Annotated in this window: 16 protein-coding genes; 5 read left to right on the top strand and 11 right to left on the bottom strand. The window is 36.5% G+C overall.

The features are described from left to right. Positions 1 to 228: 228 nt before the first annotated feature. The 6 genes from AC3RV6_RS01215 to AC3RV6_RS01190 form a co-directional block, all read right to left on the bottom strand. Positions 229 to 657 (bottom strand): hypothetical protein, encoded by a 429-nt coding sequence (locus tag AC3RV6_RS01215; RefSeq protein WP_489747665.1) that lies wholly within the window; start codon positions 655 to 657, stop codon positions 229 to 231. 511 nt (positions 658 to 1,168) lie between these two features. After that, entirely contained in the window at positions 1,169 to 1,426 is a 258-nt protein-coding gene (locus tag AC3RV6_RS01210; protein ID WP_489747664.1) for a hypothetical protein, read from the bottom strand. 135 nt (positions 1,427 to 1,561) lie between these two features. Beyond that, on the bottom strand, positions 1,562 to 2,665 hold the full coding sequence (locus AC3RV6_RS01205) for a LolA family protein (protein ID WP_489747663.1): 1,104 nt from the start codon (positions 2,663 to 2,665) through the stop codon (positions 1,562 to 1,564). A gap of 31 nt (positions 2,666 to 2,696) precedes the next feature. Beyond that, complete coding sequence (locus AC3RV6_RS01200) at positions 2,697 to 4,154, bottom strand: sensor histidine kinase (RefSeq protein WP_489747662.1); 1,458 nt, start codon at positions 4,152 to 4,154, stop codon at positions 2,697 to 2,699. Then, complete coding sequence (locus tag AC3RV6_RS01195; protein WP_489747661.1) at positions 4,151 to 4,852, bottom strand: response regulator transcription factor; 702 nt, start codon at positions 4,850 to 4,852, stop codon at positions 4,151 to 4,153. Before AC3RV6_RS01195 ends, AC3RV6_RS01200 begins: the two co-directional genes overlap by 4 nt. 170 nt (positions 4,853 to 5,022) lie before the next feature. Next, positions 5,023 to 5,484: a flavin reductase family protein gene (locus tag AC3RV6_RS01190; RefSeq protein ID WP_489747660.1), complete on the bottom strand. Its 462-nt coding sequence runs from the start codon at positions 5,482 to 5,484 to the stop codon at positions 5,023 to 5,025. A gap of 414 nt (positions 5,485 to 5,898) precedes the next feature. Here AC3RV6_RS01190 and AC3RV6_RS01185 point away from each other — a divergent pair, with 414 nt between their 5' ends. Both AC3RV6_RS01185 and AC3RV6_RS01180 read left to right on the top strand, forming a co-directional pair. Beyond that, positions 5,899 to 6,735: a MetQ/NlpA family ABC transporter substrate-binding protein gene (locus AC3RV6_RS01185; RefSeq protein ID WP_489747659.1), complete on the top strand. Its 837-nt coding sequence runs from the start codon at positions 5,899 to 5,901 to the stop codon at positions 6,733 to 6,735. A gap of 115 nt (positions 6,736 to 6,850) precedes the next feature. After that, the gene (locus AC3RV6_RS01180) at positions 6,851 to 8,008 is read left to right on the top strand and encodes an acyl-CoA dehydrogenase family protein (RefSeq protein WP_489749151.1); all 1,158 of its coding nucleotides are present in this window, start codon (positions 6,851 to 6,853) and stop codon (positions 8,006 to 8,008) included. A 338-nt stretch (positions 8,009 to 8,346) separates the two neighbouring features. Here AC3RV6_RS01180 and AC3RV6_RS01175 read toward each other — a convergent pair whose 3' ends face one another. From AC3RV6_RS01175 to AC3RV6_RS01155, 5 genes are all read right to left on the bottom strand, one after another. Further along, positions 8,347 to 8,943: a PepSY domain-containing protein gene (locus tag AC3RV6_RS01175; RefSeq protein WP_489747658.1), complete on the bottom strand. Its 597-nt coding sequence runs from the start codon at positions 8,941 to 8,943 to the stop codon at positions 8,347 to 8,349. Positions 8,944 to 9,029: 86 nt separating this feature from the next. After that, positions 9,030 to 9,752 (bottom strand): PepSY domain-containing protein, encoded by a 723-nt coding sequence (locus AC3RV6_RS01170; protein ID WP_489747657.1) that lies wholly within the window; start codon positions 9,750 to 9,752, stop codon positions 9,030 to 9,032. Positions 9,753 to 9,787: 35 nt separating this feature from the next. Further along, complete coding sequence (locus tag AC3RV6_RS01165; protein WP_489747656.1) at positions 9,788 to 11,146, bottom strand: HAMP domain-containing sensor histidine kinase; 1,359 nt, start codon at positions 11,144 to 11,146, stop codon at positions 9,788 to 9,790. Next, positions 11,136 to 11,843 (bottom strand): response regulator transcription factor, encoded by a 708-nt coding sequence (locus tag AC3RV6_RS01160; protein ID WP_489747655.1) that lies wholly within the window; start codon positions 11,841 to 11,843, stop codon positions 11,136 to 11,138. Before AC3RV6_RS01160 ends, AC3RV6_RS01165 begins: the two co-directional genes overlap by 11 nt. A gap of 116 nt (positions 11,844 to 11,959) precedes the next feature. Further along, entirely contained in the window at positions 11,960 to 13,564 is a 1,605-nt protein-coding gene (locus AC3RV6_RS01155) for a M20/M25/M40 family metallo-hydrolase (protein WP_489747654.1), read from the bottom strand. A 504-nt stretch (positions 13,565 to 14,068) separates the two neighbouring features. On the opposite strand from AC3RV6_RS01155, the gene AC3RV6_RS01150 reads away from it, so the two are divergent. The 3 genes from AC3RV6_RS01150 (at position 14,069) to AC3RV6_RS01140 (ending at position 16,730) form a co-directional block, all read left to right on the top strand. After that, positions 14,069 to 14,809, top strand: coding sequence for a metal ABC transporter ATP-binding protein (locus tag AC3RV6_RS01150; protein WP_489747653.1), 741 nt, complete (start codon positions 14,069 to 14,071; stop codon positions 14,807 to 14,809). Then, positions 14,809 to 15,669 (top strand): metal ABC transporter permease, encoded by an 861-nt coding sequence (locus AC3RV6_RS01145; protein WP_489747652.1) that lies wholly within the window; start codon positions 14,809 to 14,811, stop codon positions 15,667 to 15,669. Before AC3RV6_RS01150 ends, AC3RV6_RS01145 begins: the two co-directional genes overlap by 1 nt. A gap of 71 nt (positions 15,670 to 15,740) precedes the next feature. Then, positions 15,741 to 16,730 (top strand): metal ABC transporter solute-binding protein, Zn/Mn family, encoded by a 990-nt coding sequence (locus AC3RV6_RS01140; protein ID WP_489747651.1) that lies wholly within the window; start codon positions 15,741 to 15,743, stop codon positions 16,728 to 16,730. Positions 16,731 to 16,776: the final 46 nt, after the last annotated feature.

The following is a 16,776-nucleotide window of genomic DNA, read 5'->3' as shown; positions in this document are numbered from 1 at the left end:
AGAAGGTTCAGATAGATATGGCTATTGAAATTCTCAGCAAAAATAAACAAAAATACATATTTTCTTTAAAATTAGAATGTAGTCATCTTTTATAAAATCAAATACCAATTTGGTTTTCCCTTCAATTTCAGGTGCAACACTGAGTTCAGAATAGTTTCGTGCATATGCACTCGAAAACTAAATTTTACAGAAAAATTTTGCGTGTCCCTAACATATTGAGGGTAGCAATCAATCTAGTTGTGAAAAAGTATTCAATAAACAAGTGCTGACCGCTAAATAAGCTTTTTGCGCTTTGCGATTCATCCTTTGAACGGAAGCAGGTAGATTCTTCAAATGCGTGTCCACGTCTTCGTAGGTTAGTTTAGCGTAGACATTGATTTCACTTTCAACCCAATCTTTATAAGTGTTAAAACACAAATCCAGATTTTTCTCTACTTGAAATTCATCAGGAATTATAAAACCCTCAGACATTGCCAGCTGTTCCAACCAGCTTCGAATTTCCTCGTTACTCATTGTTTTCTGCTTAGCATTTAACACTGCAACCAAATCAGTTTGCAACCATGATGGTACTCCGAGCTCTTTCATCAATGTCTCTACGTTAGCAATTAAATCAAATACTTCTATTACTTTTTCTTTCTTTTTTGAAAAAAATCTCATCGTTTTATCTCCCCCTTATTTTACTATCCACTGCTATATTAACTATGCCAAGTTGTCATACAATTGATTTTAACACATATACAACAATCAAACGAAAGATCCCATGATACCATAAAGGATGGAAAGAATTTCATGAAAGAAAAAATGGATCCCTGTGCACTAAACTATTCAGACACTACAATTGCATAAACTGAAATACGAATCCAACTAAATCAATTCTTGGTTAGAATTCTTTTGTATTTTTATTTGAAAATTGAATTGTCATAATCGTGCTGTGCACAGCACCCAAAAAAATTTTCTGTACTTTAATAAGAAAAACGGCGGCACTTTCTTCAAGTATTGCACAATTTTCTTAAACAAATTTATGCTTACTTTTCAGGCATAACGAAAGTTAAAGAAACACCAGTACTTTTTCAATATCACCCCTCATTCCCTCAAAAAAGACCAAAGTTAAAAGGACATATGTTTATTCAATTAATGCACCCTAATCCTTAACATTTTAGAACATAACCTATCCACCCCATTTTTTTATTGCCAAAGAAGAAGCGCTCCCTCCTAAAATTAAGCCACCAATTGCGGCAGTAATACTACCAATCAAAACGCCTAATTGTGTTGTTGAAAATACTGCTGTACCTGAAACTATTAGAGCAATTGACAGTCCAAGCTGATTTTTACTCATATTTGATTTCTTTGTAACCTCTATAAAGAATGTAATAAGACCATAAAGCACTGCACATACAAAAATGAATTGTAATATCATTGAATTCAATGAAACTCCCCCTATTATTTCATTTCGGGTGCCGTGCAACATTGAATTCAGAATATTGTCATGCACAGACACTTGAAAACTCGTAAGCAGTTGTATTATATTTTATACCTTTAAACACGACTGCTATCAGAATAACTATTTAACAAGCTCCATATTTATCGTCCAGTCAACGACTTGTTCAAAAGTCAAATCGGGATCATTAATAATGAGTGAATAACTTAATCCGTCTTCTTTCCAAAAAATTGCACGGAAGCTCTCCATCTTAATCATCGTTCCTTCTGTTCCACGAATTTCAACTATCTCTTCTCCCGGAAATCCTGGGGTATCATCTTCCAAATCGACAGGTGTTTTAAACATCGAAAGTGTAAATAGTGGCAATCCGTCTTTCTCATACTCTATATTCACTTCAACTCGAGCAAGTTCTCCTTTTAATTCATCCGTTTCAATCTTTGAAATTTCACGATCCTCTTTTTCCAAAAAGTAAAGAAGGGGGTGACCAACTTTTTCTGTTGCTTCTTCAATTGTTACTTCAATCGTTTCATTTAATTCATCCAAGTTTTGAATGTCAACATCTTTCGGAAGATCCACAACGAATATATCGTCAGTCATTTCCTGATTAAAGTCTATTTGTGTATAAACGACTTCAGAATAACTATCGCCAGAGCTTGAAATCATCTTTAAAACAAACCAATTTTCTTTATCTATCCACAATTCTTGATCACCTAATAACGTACCTTTTTCATTTGCTTTTGCAACAAGGTGATACGTATCACGGCCTGCTATTTTTACTTCACCTTCAATTGAAATTTTATGGGAATCTCCGACCATTTTCAGTAGTTGATTCGCTTGCTCTTTTGGTGACGGGGCCATAGTAGCTAGTAATTCACCATCTTCACTTACAAGTGCTTGGTTCAAACTTTCTTGATAAATTGTGAAGGTCATCCCGTCATTCACTGAAAGTGCTTTATCCTCTTCTTTTTCACCTGATGTTTCAACTCGCACTCTTCCATCTGCACTTCGCCACTCTTTAATCTTAATCTCTTCTTTTTCCTCTATATTGCCTCCGCCCATTTTCATCGACGACTCACCATAATACGACAGGCGTTCATCTGTTTCTTTCATCGCATTATTAATCACCTGTTCCGGAGAATATTGATTATCCTGAAATGAACAACCAAATAACCCCATTGCCGCTGCTACTATTAAAATTCTACCTATCGGTTTCTTAACTATACTCATTAATCTCACCTTCTCCTTAATATTTTTCAATCTATTCAATGCGCCCTTCGCTTTTAGGAATCCGACAAATCACGCATGTTCCGAGGTCTTCCTCTGAGAAGAATTGGACATCGCCACCATGTTTTTCAATGATTTGTCTTGTAATACTTAATCCCAAACCTGTTCCGTTTGCGTCTTTTTTACTTCTTGCTTCGTCGGCTTGGTAAAGTGGATCAAAAATTCGTTCCATTTTCTCTGTCGCAATTCCTTGTCCTTCATTTTGAACAATGACATACATATTTTCCTGAAAATTAAATACGTATGCTCGCTTAACAAAAGCAAATAGCCAATTGACTTCTTTTTCAGATTCCGTGGCCAGCCATATTTGCCCACCTAAGCTCGTATGTTGAATCGCGTTACTCATAAGATTGTCCACGATACGCATCATTTGATTCGGATTCACTTCATAAAAACCAGTCACACGAGATGAAACCTGGAGTTGTATGCCCTTTTCCTCACATAATGGTTCATAATCCGAAACTAGCATTTCGAAAAATTCATTCCCATCGACTTCGACCAATTTTATTTCATATGTTGGTGATTGAAGCAATGTATACGTTAAAAGGTCATCTAACATTTGTTTCATAAAGTTTGATTTTTCAACAATGACTTGTCGATATTCACTTTGTTCCTCATTAGATAAATTCGTGTTTAATTCCAGTGATTCAGCATAAGCCCGAATCGAAGTGAGTGGCGTTTTTAAATCATGTGAAATGGTCGCAATCATATATTCTTTCGCTTGTTGTTCTTCTTCAATTATTTTCTTCGCTTCATTTACTTTCCTTTGCATATCATAAAAATGTTTTTGTAATTCCCCGATTTCATCTTGATTCGTAGGCATTTCTTTTACCAGTTTTCCACTTGCAAAAGCTGTCATTTCATCTTTCAAGCCGATAAGTCTTCGATTCACTTTTTGATTGACAAAGAGGATAGCACCTATATAAATCAATATAAATAACACGAAGAAAATACCGATTGTTAATTTCATTTTTTCTGAAACACCACTGACCCAATCGTCACGAGCTATCTCAATTTGATAAAACCCAACAAGTTGGTTGCCATCAAAAACGGGTTGTTTATATTGTTGTGTCCGAAATCCTTGCTTTAAAGCATACAAATCTTCATATAATAATTCCCGATTGACCGTATGTTGGGTACTATATATCGGATTTGAAGCGTAAAGAATGAATCCATCTTTATTATAAAGAATAATTGAATGCTTCTTCGTGACAAGTTCATCGATTTCTGAATGATTCGTTTTCGGTTTATACAAAGCTGGTTCTTTCAAGACAGATTGAATTTTTTTCACTTCCATCGTTGTACTAAAAAACTCTTTTACTTTTTGATTCTTGTTATAATCGTTAATCCACGCAAACAACAAATACGCAATTAAAAGAGGAAGAATCATAACAATTAAATAAGAAGATAGTAACCATGTTTTTAACTTCATAACTGTTCACCAATAAAGCGGTATCCTTTTCCCCACACCGTTTGAATAAATAACGGTTCTTTTACCGGATCTGCTATCTTTCCACGTAACGACTTAATATGAACAGTGACCGTATGAAGGCCTTCCGTGTCAACTTGATTCCATACATGCTCATATAGCTCACTTTTAGAAAAGACACGCGAAGGATTTTGCGCCAATACTTTTAGCAAATCAAATTCCATTCCTGTCAATGACACTTCATTTTCATTTAAGACGATTTTATGTTGATCCCAATAAACGACTAAGCCGTTCGTATACATAATCTGGTTTTCACGAACTGCTTCACCTTTATAACGCCGCCACCTTCTAAGTTGTGACTCAACGCGCGCTTTCAGTTCGACTAGACTAAATGGTTTCGCCAAATAATCATCGGCACCTAGATGAAGCCCTTCCACTTTGTCTTCGTCTTCTTTTCGCGCGCTAATAATAATTATTGGTATATCACTTTTCCAACGAATGTTTTGGCAAAGTGTGAAACCATCCATTTCAGGTAGCATTAAGTCTACAAGTGCAAGGTCATAATAATTTTCTTGAAAGTCTTCCCATCCTTCCAAACCCGTTGTCGCCCACGTCACTTCATAACCTTCTCTGCGAAACATATCACAAACGATGCGCGCAATTTCAGGATCATCTTCTACTAGTAAAAGTCGAGATTGCATTAGTAATTCCTCCCGTATATTCAATCTAACATGGTAAATTAATTTCCAAGGTTATTTTATAGTTTCTTTATAATTAACCTTATCACAATATTCTTACATACTTCACCAAAAATAAAAAAGGCCTTCCTCGTTCGTAGTGAACAAAGGAAAGACCTTAAATGTTTTATATTTTATTCAGCAGAAATCGGTAAAAACTTCCCACTGTAATATCCTAAAGCATCGCCATCTTTATATTCAAAGTTTACTACTTTCCCTACATATAACACATGATCCCCACCATCATATGCCGCCCAAGGTTCACATTCCACATAAGCAAGTGAGTTATTCAAACGATGACAGTTTTCACCTTTTTGCCATTCAAACGGTAAATCTTCAAGCGGTCTTCCAGCGAAATGCATTGCTGTACTCTCTTGATCAGCTGTTAACACATTGACTGTGAAGTGATTATCTTTTAAGTTTTCAAAAGCCTTTATATTACGACCAACGGAAACAAGCACAAGTGGTGGATCAAGCGAAACTGACGTAAATGAATTCGCAGTAAAACCGTGCTTTTCTCCATTCGTACCACATGTTACAACAGTTACACCTGTCGCAAATTTCCCCATACAATTTCTAAACTCACGTTCATCCATCTTATTTCCTCCTTTACTGGGAAGATTTCTTTATCCCACTAATTTTATTCAATCATATCAATATATTAAGTAACTCGCTTTGAACAAGTTATGTTTAACAAGACAGCTTATTCTACAACGAGTTATAATCGAAAAGTACAATTCCATGTTATCATACCCCTTACTTGATTAGCATTAAAAACTACTATTCCACTTAAACACACTAATATTAAGGAACATTTTATCATAATTAGTCAATGACTTTCAAAATAAAATCCTTAGAATACCTACTATTATTTTTTCAAATCCTTATTCCTGTCTAATTATTTCGAATTGACGAAAATTAATTAGAATGTTAAGATAATACTATTCATATAGTTTTAATAGGTATTAAATTTATGAAGTCCAATAACACAAAAGGAAAGGTGAGATTTATTGAAAAATTTCTTATTTACTTTGTTGACTATTGTTTTGTTAGTCACTGTCGTAGCTGCTTGTGGAAATAAAAAAGTAGAATCCTCAGATGATAACAAAAAGGAATTTACAATTGGCTTTGGTCCAAGTACGTATGAAGATCAGTTTCGCTATGGTATTTTACCAATATTAGAGGAAAAAGGTTATAAAGTGAACATTAAAACCTTTACACAAAATATGCAAATCAATCCCGCACTGGGAGAAGGGTCATTAGATGCGAGCGTTTTTCAGAGTACCGCTTATATGGAAGGTATAAATACGCAACTTAATTTGAAGATGACCGATATCGCATTCGCACCGAGCGCACCGCAAGGTTTGTATTCTGTTAACCATAGTTCTCTTGATGAAGTAAAAGACGGCGCTACAGTTGCTTTTCCAAATGATCCCGTTAACCAGGAACGCGCCGCACGAATTCTTGAAGAACTCGGATGGATTGCGGTTGATAAAGACGCTGGTACAACTGATTTTAATATAACTAGTATTAAACCTGGAGACTATGACATTAATATTAAAGTACTTGATTCTCCGCAAATACTTGTCTCTCTACAAGATGTTGATTATGGTGTTGTAAATGGGAATTACATTTCCGCAGCTAATCAAAAGATTTCAGACGCACTTAAAATTGAAGACACACCAAAAGAGCACCGCGTTATCGTTTCTATTGATGAAGCATCTATAAATGCTGGTTGGGCAAAAGATTTAAAAGAAGCATATGAATCCAAAGCATTTGAAGATTATATATTAAATCAAGAGAACTACGAAGGTTTTATCCTACCAGAAATATGGAAAAGTAATTAACGGTGACTAATTAACGAAATTTATCATACATTATCTTATTCGACTAAATTCAAGATGACGAAATCCTCCCCTTATTGAGAAAGAACTTCATTAGCGGGATCGAAAGGAACGATTAATTTTGACTTCATTTATTAAAACAGTTGAACAACAAAAATTGATGAATCAAATAGGCATTTTAAAACCTATTTTCCAAACACGTGAGCCTGAATTAGATGCACTCAACTCTTTTCCTTTCAAAAATATTGAAGACCTAAAAAGTATTAACTACCATAACTTAACGCTCCCACAAGAAAATGGCGGACAGGGTTTTGGCTTGTATGAATACATTCTCGCACAAGAAGCCATTTCAGAAGGTTGTGGCTCTACGGGACTATCAATCGGTTGGCATAACGGAATTATTCTTGAATACGCAGAAAATAGACATTGGAATTCCTTCGCAGGAAAATTTCTATTAGAGGAAATTAGCAAAGGTGCGCTCATAAACTCAGCAGGTACTGAAAATAATTCGGGTAGTCCAACACGCGGAGGTCTACCCCAAACTAAAGCAGTGGCTGATGGAGACAATTTAATCATTAACGGTGAAAAAACGTATACATCAATGTCCCCATTACTAGACTATTTCCTCGTTTCTGCAACGACTGACAATAATGAAGTCGAACTTATTATGGTTCCCCGTGAATCTCCAGGACTTTCAATAGATGAGTCGTGGGATAGTCTAGCGATGAGAGGTACTGCAAGTCATACACTTGTTTTTGAAAATGTTCGTGTTCCAGCTTCCAATATCCTTAAAAAGAATAAACCTATCTCCCCTGTATCAAAAGGATGGTTACTTCATATTCCCGCCTGCTATATCGGAATTGCTGCAGCTGCAAGAACTTATGCAATTGAATTTGCTACATCTTATATTCCAGTATCACTAGGAAAACCAATCGCTGAAGTTCCTTCTATTAAACAAACGATTGGTGAAATGGAACTCGAATTATCAACTGCGAGACATCTATTATACGGAACTGTTGAACGCTATGAAGCTGCAGCTGACAAAACTACTTTTGAAGAAGCGCTAAGCGTCACAAAAATTGCTGTAACCAATGCGGCAATCTCTATCGTTGATAAAGCAATGAAAATTGTTGGTTCACGGGCATTATCAGCGACAAATCCGATGCACCGTTATTACTTAAATGTTAGGGCAGGCCTCTATAACCCACCAATGGACGATGTTGTAAAATCTAAACTCGCCAATCAGGCAATTCAAGACGTTCTTGGACGCAAATAGTTGATTATATCGATCCCCACGGCATAATTAATAGATAATTCTTCAGCTTAAACGTGATTTACGTGATAACTTTATATATCGGGCTGAATCCTTGATATATCGGACGAAAAGGTGTTTATATCGGACAGAATAGCACTTTTATCGACGCTTATTACACATATATCGACGCATTCCAAACTTATATCAGCAAAATGGGACTTTCGATGCACTTTCTAAAAGTAATAAGCTGCTAAATTTAAAATTCCGAGAAATAAAGCGCTCTATGTTCAAATTCTGAACATAGAGCGCTTTATCTTTAACCATTGACTAAATAAACTTTAAGTATAATTCTCTATTAATCAATCGTTGTCGTTGTCGTTGTCGTTGTCGCTGTCATCTTCGTCATCATCTTCGTCTAAATCTAAATCAAGAATTTTCCCAGTCACTGCATCAATTTCAACTGTTGTTTCTGACTTTTTGTCCTTAATTTCAACTTCATATTGCAAGCGACCATCTTCATCATCTAAGCTAACTTCTGTAACTGTTCCAGTTGCATGTTCTCTTGCAATTGCAATAACTTCTTCAAACTTCATCACATTTTTATTAGACAAGTTAAGATTATCGTCATTGTCGTCAATATCTTCAACGAAATCATCATCTTTTTCTGTGCTTAATATCTCTCCAGTTTTCGCGGAAATTTCTAGTTCCAGTTCGACACCTTTTGTGATGACTTCAACGTCATAAGTATAACCAGTTTTCTTTTGTTCTAATTCAATATCTGACACAATTCCACCAACAGATTCTATCGCTATCGCTGCTGCCTCTTCAATAGTAATAAGCGCTTCTTTTGCTCCCTTTGTTGTAACTGTCTCACTCTTCTCAGCGTTTGCAACGATTCCTACTCCACCTAATATAACTGCTCCAGCCAATGCCGGTATAATAAACCACTTTTTCATTTGTATCTCCTCCTCGTTATCTTAGTTTCATCTTACTCGCTCAAGATGAGAATAGAATGAGAGGATTATTAGAATTTGATGAGAACCTATTTATCCCAAGTGACACTCATAATTTTCCCGGAAATAGCATGAATTTGAAAAATGGCTTCTACGTCATCTATATCTTCATTGTCTTGGTCAATTTCAATAAGATAAAACCCACCGTCGCTCGTGCTTTCAAATTCGACTTTATCTACATCCCCTTTTAATTGCCCAAGCGCAATTTTAATCGCTTGGTCTTTTGTTATGATCACATTTTTAATCGGTTCTTTTTTAACAGGCTCACTTTTCACAGTTTCAGAAAGGACTTCTCCAGTGAACGCATTTATAATAAGCATGACAAGTGATTTATCTTTTGTTACTTCTACTTCGTATATAGAAGACTTGCCATCCTTTTTAAAATTAAAACGGTTAATTTCACCTGTGTATTTATTAGCAATAATATTCTTAACTTCTTTTTCAGTAAGAATTTCAGGATTTCCTACAATTAGATCAGACGTTTGTGTAAGTGACAAAACTGCTCCTGTAATAGCATCGACTTCCGCTAAATAAACTCCACCGCTGCGTGTAATTTCTGCAGAATAGATTTCGCTTTCTAGGGACAAATTTCCAACCATTCCCCCATAAACACTTTCCAGTTGTGTTGTTATTGCATCACTCGACATTTCCTCTTCCTTAATTCCTAAAAATGAGAAGTACAAACCACCAACTATAATAGTTACGACAACTAAAAGGATTATCATGAGCAATGGCTTGTTTTTAAACTTCAATAAGAGCGCCTCCTTTCAATTACTATACCTTCCTATTAGCTCAGCAAAAACTTTTTTTTCGTTCTGAGTATAATTTGAAAAGTTGTCCCTTCGCCTATGGTGCTTTCCACATTCAGTTCAGCATCAAGACCTGCCGCGAGATCCTTTGCAATTGCAAGTCCAAGTCCTGTACCTCCTGTTTTACGATTCCGTGCTTCATCCACTCTATAAAAACGATCAAACAAGTGAGGGATAGCTTCTTCTGATATGCCGTCACCATTGTCTATGATTGAGATAGATATACCTTTTTCAACTTTACGAATCACAGTCTTAATATCACCCTGGCTATATTTCCGAGCATTATCGAGCAAAATATAAAGTAGTTGTTTTAGCTTCTCCTCATCTGATATACCAATTAACGGGTTTTCTCCTTCTAGAATAAAGTTTCTAGTATAAGCAAAACTCATCGGCTGTAACGTCTGTTCAACTAATGCATAAATGTTGAGTTCTTCTAATTTAAACGACATGTTATTATTTTTTGCAAGCTGAAGAAGTTGCTCAATCATTTCTTTCATACGAACCGATTCACTTAATACTGCTTCTACCGCTTCTTCCGCTATATCACGATCATCAAAACCACGTCTCGTTAGTAGTCTGGCATAGCTTTCAATTACAGTTAGCGGTGTTTTTAATTCATGAGAGGCATTAGAAACAAATATCTCTTGTTGTTTGAAGTTTAGTTCAAGTTGCCCCATCATCTCATTAAATGTTCTACCCATCTGTGCAAGTTCATCTTTACCCTCTGTTGCAACAGCGATTCTTTCGTATGTCCCCGCATTTCTACTTTTATCCATTGCATTGATAAGCTTTTCAATCGGCTGCGTTACGATGCGTCCAAGCGCGATGCTCGAAAACGTAATTGGGATCATCGCAATTAGTGTAACCGCAGTCAAAATAAGAATAAGCGTTGCTAAGTTTTTCTCCACATCATCTAATCGTTCAATAATTTGAAGCGTAGCAACTTCGCCGTTCGTCCAAATGATTGGAGTGTTTACCACCAGGACGGTGATTCCCTCAAACTCATGTTTTGAATAGCGCTTATTTTCTTTTATTTCAGGTGTAAATTTTTCCATTCCTAAAACGTTTTGAACTGTTGGATTAACTTCACCCGATGCTCGAACAATGCGAATAGCACCATGTGTAGGCATATAAGCACGAAGTACGACGGTGGGATCATTCTGTTCAGTTATTTTACTAAGTGATGTAATGAGTTCATTCGATCTTACACGTAGCTGGTTATGCTCTGTATCATATGCCATTTTTTCAAACAAAAAATAAATACCAATATTCGTCAAAGCCAGGATAATGATCATCAATAACGTCGAGAACAGATGTATTTTAGTTTTAAGCTTCATGTGCTGCTTCTTTCAATACATAGCCAACACCGCGTACAGTTTGAATCAGTGTAATTTCTTCACCTAAATCAACTTTCTTTCGGACATACCGAATGTATACGTCAACAATATTCGTATCCCCGTAATAATCATATCCCCAAACAGCATTCAGCAATTGGTCGCGTGATAATACTTGATTGGGATGCTTCAACAAATGGAGCATCAAATCAAACTCACGTGGCGTCAATTCAATAGCGCGTTCAGCTCGCTTAACTTCACGTGTCTCTTCATTCATTGATAAGCCAGAGAATTCGTGGATATGATTCACTTTTGTAACATCTGTCTTGTAGGTTTTTGAAAGTCTAAGCGCTGAGCGAATTCTAGCAAGCAGTTCATCAATTTCAAATGGTTTCGTTACATAATCATTTGCACCCAGGTCGAGTCCCGCCACTTTATCTGCTACATCATTTTTCGCTGTTAATAAAATAACAGGCGTGTTCTCTTCAGTTGAACGAATTCTTCGAAGTACATCAAGGCCGTTAATTCCTGGTAGCATGAGGTCCAGTAAGACGAGATCCCATTTCTGCTCGCGATACTTAATTAAACCATCAGTACCTGTATGAGAAATTCCTGTTTGATAGCCTTCGAATTCAAGCTCTAACTGAATGACACGGGCTATTTTTTCTTCATCTTCTATAATTAATATCTTTTCCTGCATAAGAATCACCCGCTACTTTTTTATTTTCATCTTAACAGATTTTGGTCAAATTCACTGTTCGTTTACTCAATAATAAAACTCCGTGCCGGAAACTTGTATCCAACACGGAGTAATCTTTATTTTGTATACATACTTCGAATTAAACTTTCAATGATTTGTGGCATTTCAACAAACGCACTGTCAACTTGGAGCCGTTCTGTACGTTGATGTGCATCTTTCCCAAATGGACCTACATTTAAAACTGGCACCTTTAACTTTCTCATGTCAGTAAATGGAATGTTATACGTATCTCCCCAAACTGGTGTATTACGCTCAAATGCTTTCCAACCCTCACCATCATCTTCATAATTTACATAGCTTAAATCACATATGCCATTAAAGTAATGGATCTGCTCTAATGTGAGGTCAAACTTACTTGCTTCCTTTTTCATTAGTTCAACAGAATCCTTAATGAGGCGATTGTCAGATGTATTAACTGCTGGATAATAAGGAGGCGCATACAAAATAACTGTGACCGGTGCGAGTTCTTGACATTGAATCATTAATTGGTCAACGATATGTAAAGACATTTCGCGATCGTCCCAGTCCATATTTTCAAGCACACTATTTATCAAGCGCTTAACCTCTTCAATTCCAAGTTTCTCTTCAGCGTAAGTAAGCAAATCTTCGTATCGAATAACTCGTACTTCCCCGATACCTTTAACTTGCTCCCTTTCGCAAATTTTAACATAGGCCTCGTTACACATTGCCATTGCTTCATTTGCAACCTTTTCAAATATCTCCATAATTTCAGAAGCATTACGTTTTAATAGAAACACATTATAAAGAGCAACTGCACGATATGGCGTTTGAGTTGAATATTGTTTTTTCAGATCCGCTTGTTTCAAAGATACTGGTAACGGCGTACTTTCACCTAGATCCGTTTCACGGAAAGCTGGATTCCATTCCATCAATTGTGTAAGAAAGGAAGCGATATAGTTCGCTGTAATTCCTTTCATCGGCTCTCCAACATGCGTTTCTCTACCATAGAAAAGCGCAGCAGGCATTATTTTACCGATTGTTCCTGTATAGATGTATTCCTTTGTATCACTAGGTCCTTGTGGAAAGGATGGTTCACTATTTAGGAATAATTTGTATTCCAAAGCAAATTTATCACGAAGTCGAACAAGCTCTTTTACCGCGACACGCATGCCCGTTGAATTGACTTCCTCATCAGGTACAGTTGTAAGTAAAAGATTGATTGGCCATTTTTCAACACTTGCCTTTTCGATCATTGACAAATGTAGGACAAGGCCCATTTTCATATCCATTGTTCCACGGCCAAATAAGTATTTGCCTGTCTCTAAATCAATGCGAGCAGCCTCAGGTAAATCCTCTTTACATTTATATAACTTTTTTGTTAATTCTTCTGGATAAAAAGCAAGCGGTTCTAATATTCCATATTCCTCAGTCTGAACTGTATCGAAATGACTAATAAGTACGATTGTTTCAGTCGCTTCTGGATGCTTATATAAGGCGGTAACTGCTTGCCTTCCTAACCCTGCATCGTGAAGTTCTAAGTTGTCCGGGTTTTCCTCAAAATAAGAAAGTCTAGCTATTTTAGCTTCTAATTTGGGAGCAAAAGTTTTCTCACCCTCAGTTAAGGTACGACTATCCCAACTGACAAGCTCACATAATAAAGCGCGAAGTTTCTCTGGCGTATTCCATAAATATTCATACATACTTAATCATCTCCTTGTACAATTAGGATTCTCTGTATCTAGATAATATCATGCGCTTTGCATTCCGAGCTATTAAGTTAATGTCTTAAACTCAACGGCGGTAAATATATATTTCTTTCCCTTAGGCAAATATCCTCTTTACTAGTTGCTGTAATGCATATCGTAACTGTATGTAATGGAAGTACCAACTGAAATATCAAACTAATTATAATTGAGAAATTTTTTAAATTAATCTCTTTACAAATTAATTTTTCTACGTTATAATAATAAAAGTTGCACTAGGGAAACAATAATCGCGTTAGTCTATCTAAATTGTTGCACTAGGGAAACTATTCTTCAAACAATTAAAATGGACTCACTCATGTCCAAGTAATTTATTAAATAATTATCCTAAAATGCATAAGTACTCCCCAAACCATTATATTCAATGTTTACTTTTACGCAAAAAGTTGGTCGAGGGAAACTTGCTGAAATAATAAACCATTTTTATAAGGAGGCGATAAAATGATTGAAACAATATCGGTTAAAAATATTAGTGTTTCATATGACGGTAATGAGGTCGTTAAAGATGTATCATTTTCGTTCGAGCCCGGGAATTTAATTGGTGTGCTTGGACCTAATGGGGCCGGAAAATCAACATTAATGAAAGCGATGCTAGGATTAATTCACCGAGACCATGGGGATGTTAAAATCGGCACAAATACGATTGATCAAATGCGTAAGCAAATTGCATACGTACCACAAAGATCAAATATCGATTGGAACTTTCCGATCATTGTGAAAGATACTGTGTTAATAGGAACTTATCCAAAAACTGGGTTGTTAAGACGGCCCAAAAAAGCGGACAAAGAATGGGCGCTGGATTGTCTAAAGCAAGTAGGAATGGAAGAATTCGCAAATCGACAAATTGGCGAGCTATCTGGTGGACAGCAACAACGTGTGTTTTTAGCGAGAGCACTTGCACAAAGAGCAGATTATTTCTTCCTTGACGAGCCATTTGTCGGCATCGATGTTTCAAGCGAGGAAGTAATTATCGATATTTTACGTAAATTGAAAGACGCCGGAAAAATCGTGTTCGTTGTTCACCATGACTTATCAAAAGTGAAGAGTTATTTTGATGAACTTGTCTTAATTAATAAAGAGCTTATAGATTCAGGTCCTGTCAATAAAGTTTTCCAATCAGACAATATGGCTAAGGCTTATAACCGCCAGCTTATACTTACTGACTTGGAGGGTTCAATGTAATGGAATTCTTTAATGATTTAATGACGTATGGTTTCTTGCAAAAAGCATTTGTTACGTCAGTAATGGTAGGTATTATTTGTGGTGTTATTGGTACTTTTATTGTGCTACGCGGAATGGCGCTAATGGGAGATGCCATTTCACACGCAGTCTTGCCAGGCGTTGCGATTTCTTACATGCTCGGTATTAACTACTTTTACGGAGCCGTTGTTACTGGTGTTTTGACAGCTTTCGGAATCGGAGCTATCTCACAAAATAGTCGTATAAAAAATGATTCTTCAATTGGTCTTGTGTTCTCTGCCTTTTTTGCTCTAGGGGTTATTTTGATTACAAAAGCAGGAAGTGCAACAGATTTATCACAAATCTTATTCGGGAACGTACTATCTGTACGTGATTCCGACATGTGGCTAACACTTATTATTGGATCAATTGTTATACTTGTCGTCGTATTATTCTTTAAAGAATTGCTCGTTTCCAGTTTTGACGAGACGATGGCGGCAGCGTACGGTTTAAAAACACGCTTTATTCACTATTCAATCATGTTTTTGCTCACACTTGTTACAGTTGCATCGTTGCAAACGGTTGGTGTTATTTTAGTCGTATCTATGTTGATTACACCAGCATCAACGGCTTATCTATTAACAAATCGTTTGTCAGTTATGGTGGTATTAGCTGCTTTCTTTGGTGCTTTGTCTTCTGTCATCGGCTTGTATTTTAGTTTCTTGTATAACTTGCCGTCAGGACCAGTTATCGCACTTGCAACGACAGGCATATTTTTAATTGCATTTTTGTTTGCACCAAAGCAAGGCATTGTGATGAAGAAGATTAGGAAAATGAACAAAGGGAAAGTTACACCAGCTTAAAGTTAATTTGGTATTACCGGCTTTCATGGAAAACATACAATACTTAAAAATGAAGGAGTAGAATTAATTACATGAAGAGTTTAATAAAATGGCTAGGCCTCTCATTACTTGCCGTACTTATGTTGGCAGCATGCGGTAACGATAGTGATGATGGAGCAAGCACGAGTAAGGATGACGGTAAAAATCAGGATACTACAGAAAAATCAGATGACAATGAGAAGTTGCAAGTCGTTACATCGTTCACGATTATTGCTGATATGGCAAGAGAAATTGGTGGCGACCTAGTTGAAGTTTATAACCTAGTCCCAAGTGGTACTGATCCTCATGAATATGAGCCATTGCCGAATGATATTAAAGCAGCTACAAACGCGGATATTCTCTTTTATAACGGATTAAATCTTGAAGGTGGCGAGCATGGATGGTTCATGAAAATGATGAGTGCGGTAAACCAGAAAGATGAAAATATCTTTAGTTTAACGGAAAAAGTTGAACCTAAGTATTTATCTGGTGGTGACGGCGAAGAAGAAGTTAACCCCCACGCTTTCATTGATCCAGCAGTAGGTGTTCTAATGGCTGAAGCTATGCGTGACGCGTTGATTGAGAAACACCCTACAGATAGCGATAAAATTCAAGAACAAGGTGATGCATATGTTCAACGTCTTCAAGATTTAGACGATGAATTTGCAGAGCGTATTAGCACAGTTCCTGAAGAAAACCGTGTTTTAGTTACAAGTGAACGTGCATTCCAATACTTGAATGACCACTACGGTCTTAAAGAAGCATTCATCTGGGAAATTGACACAGAAGAAAATGGTTCACCTAAACAGATTAAAGACCTTGTAAACTATATTAAAGATCATAAAGTTCCTGTTTTGTTTGTAGAATCTAACGTTGATACACGTCCGATGGAGACTGTTTCTAAGGAGAGCGGTGTTCCAATAGCAGAAAAACAAATTTACTCGGATGAAATTGGTGATCCAGGTGATGAGATTGATACGTATGTGAAGTACCTTGAGTATAATATGAACTTAATCCACGACGAACTTAGTAAAGAAAGATAATCAATAAAATGCCCGCGCATACCATATGCACGGGCATTTTATCTCT

Source organism: Sporosarcina sp. So3-204 (assembly GCF_058068165.1).
This window is presented reverse-complemented; position numbering and strand designations above follow the sequence as displayed.

Excerpts from the sequence above, each read along its gene's own strand:
- AC3RV6_RS01200 (WP_489747662.1), bottom strand. The coding sequence starts at position 4,154 with ATGAAGTTAAAAACATGGTTACTATCTTCTTATTTAATTGTTATGATT.
- AC3RV6_RS01140 (WP_489747651.1), top strand. The coding sequence starts at position 15,741 with ATGAAGAGTTTAATAAAATGGCTAGGCCTCTCATTACTTGCCGTACTT.
- AC3RV6_RS01160 (WP_489747655.1), bottom strand. The coding sequence starts at position 11,843 with ATGCAGGAAAAGATATTAATTATAGAAGATGAAGAAAAAATAGCCCGT.
- AC3RV6_RS01205 (WP_489747663.1), bottom strand. The coding sequence starts at position 2,665 with ATGAGTATAGTTAAGAAACCGATAGGTAGAATTTTAATAGTAGCAGCG.
- AC3RV6_RS01165 (WP_489747656.1), bottom strand. The coding sequence starts at position 11,146 with ATGAAGCTTAAAACTAAAATACATCTGTTCTCGACGTTATTGATGATC.
- AC3RV6_RS01175 (WP_489747658.1), bottom strand. The coding sequence starts at position 8,943 with ATGAAAAAGTGGTTTATTATACCGGCATTGGCTGGAGCAGTTATATTA.
- AC3RV6_RS01145 (WP_489747652.1), top strand. The coding sequence starts at position 14,809 with ATGGAATTCTTTAATGATTTAATGACGTATGGTTTCTTGCAAAAAGCA.
- AC3RV6_RS01190 (WP_489747660.1), bottom strand. The coding sequence starts at position 5,484 with ATGGATGAACGTGAGTTTAGAAATTGTATGGGGAAATTTGCGACAGGT.
- AC3RV6_RS01195 (WP_489747661.1), bottom strand. The coding sequence starts at position 4,852 with ATGCAATCTCGACTTTTACTAGTAGAAGATGATCCTGAAATTGCGCGC.
- AC3RV6_RS01150 (WP_489747653.1), top strand. The coding sequence starts at position 14,069 with ATGATTGAAACAATATCGGTTAAAAATATTAGTGTTTCATATGACGGT.
- AC3RV6_RS01215 (WP_489747665.1), bottom strand. The coding sequence starts at position 657 with ATGAGATTTTTTTCAAAAAAGAAAGAAAAAGTAATAGAAGTATTTGAT.
- AC3RV6_RS01155 (WP_489747654.1), bottom strand. The coding sequence starts at position 13,564 with ATGTATGAATATTTATGGAATACGCCAGAGAAACTTCGCGCTTTATTA.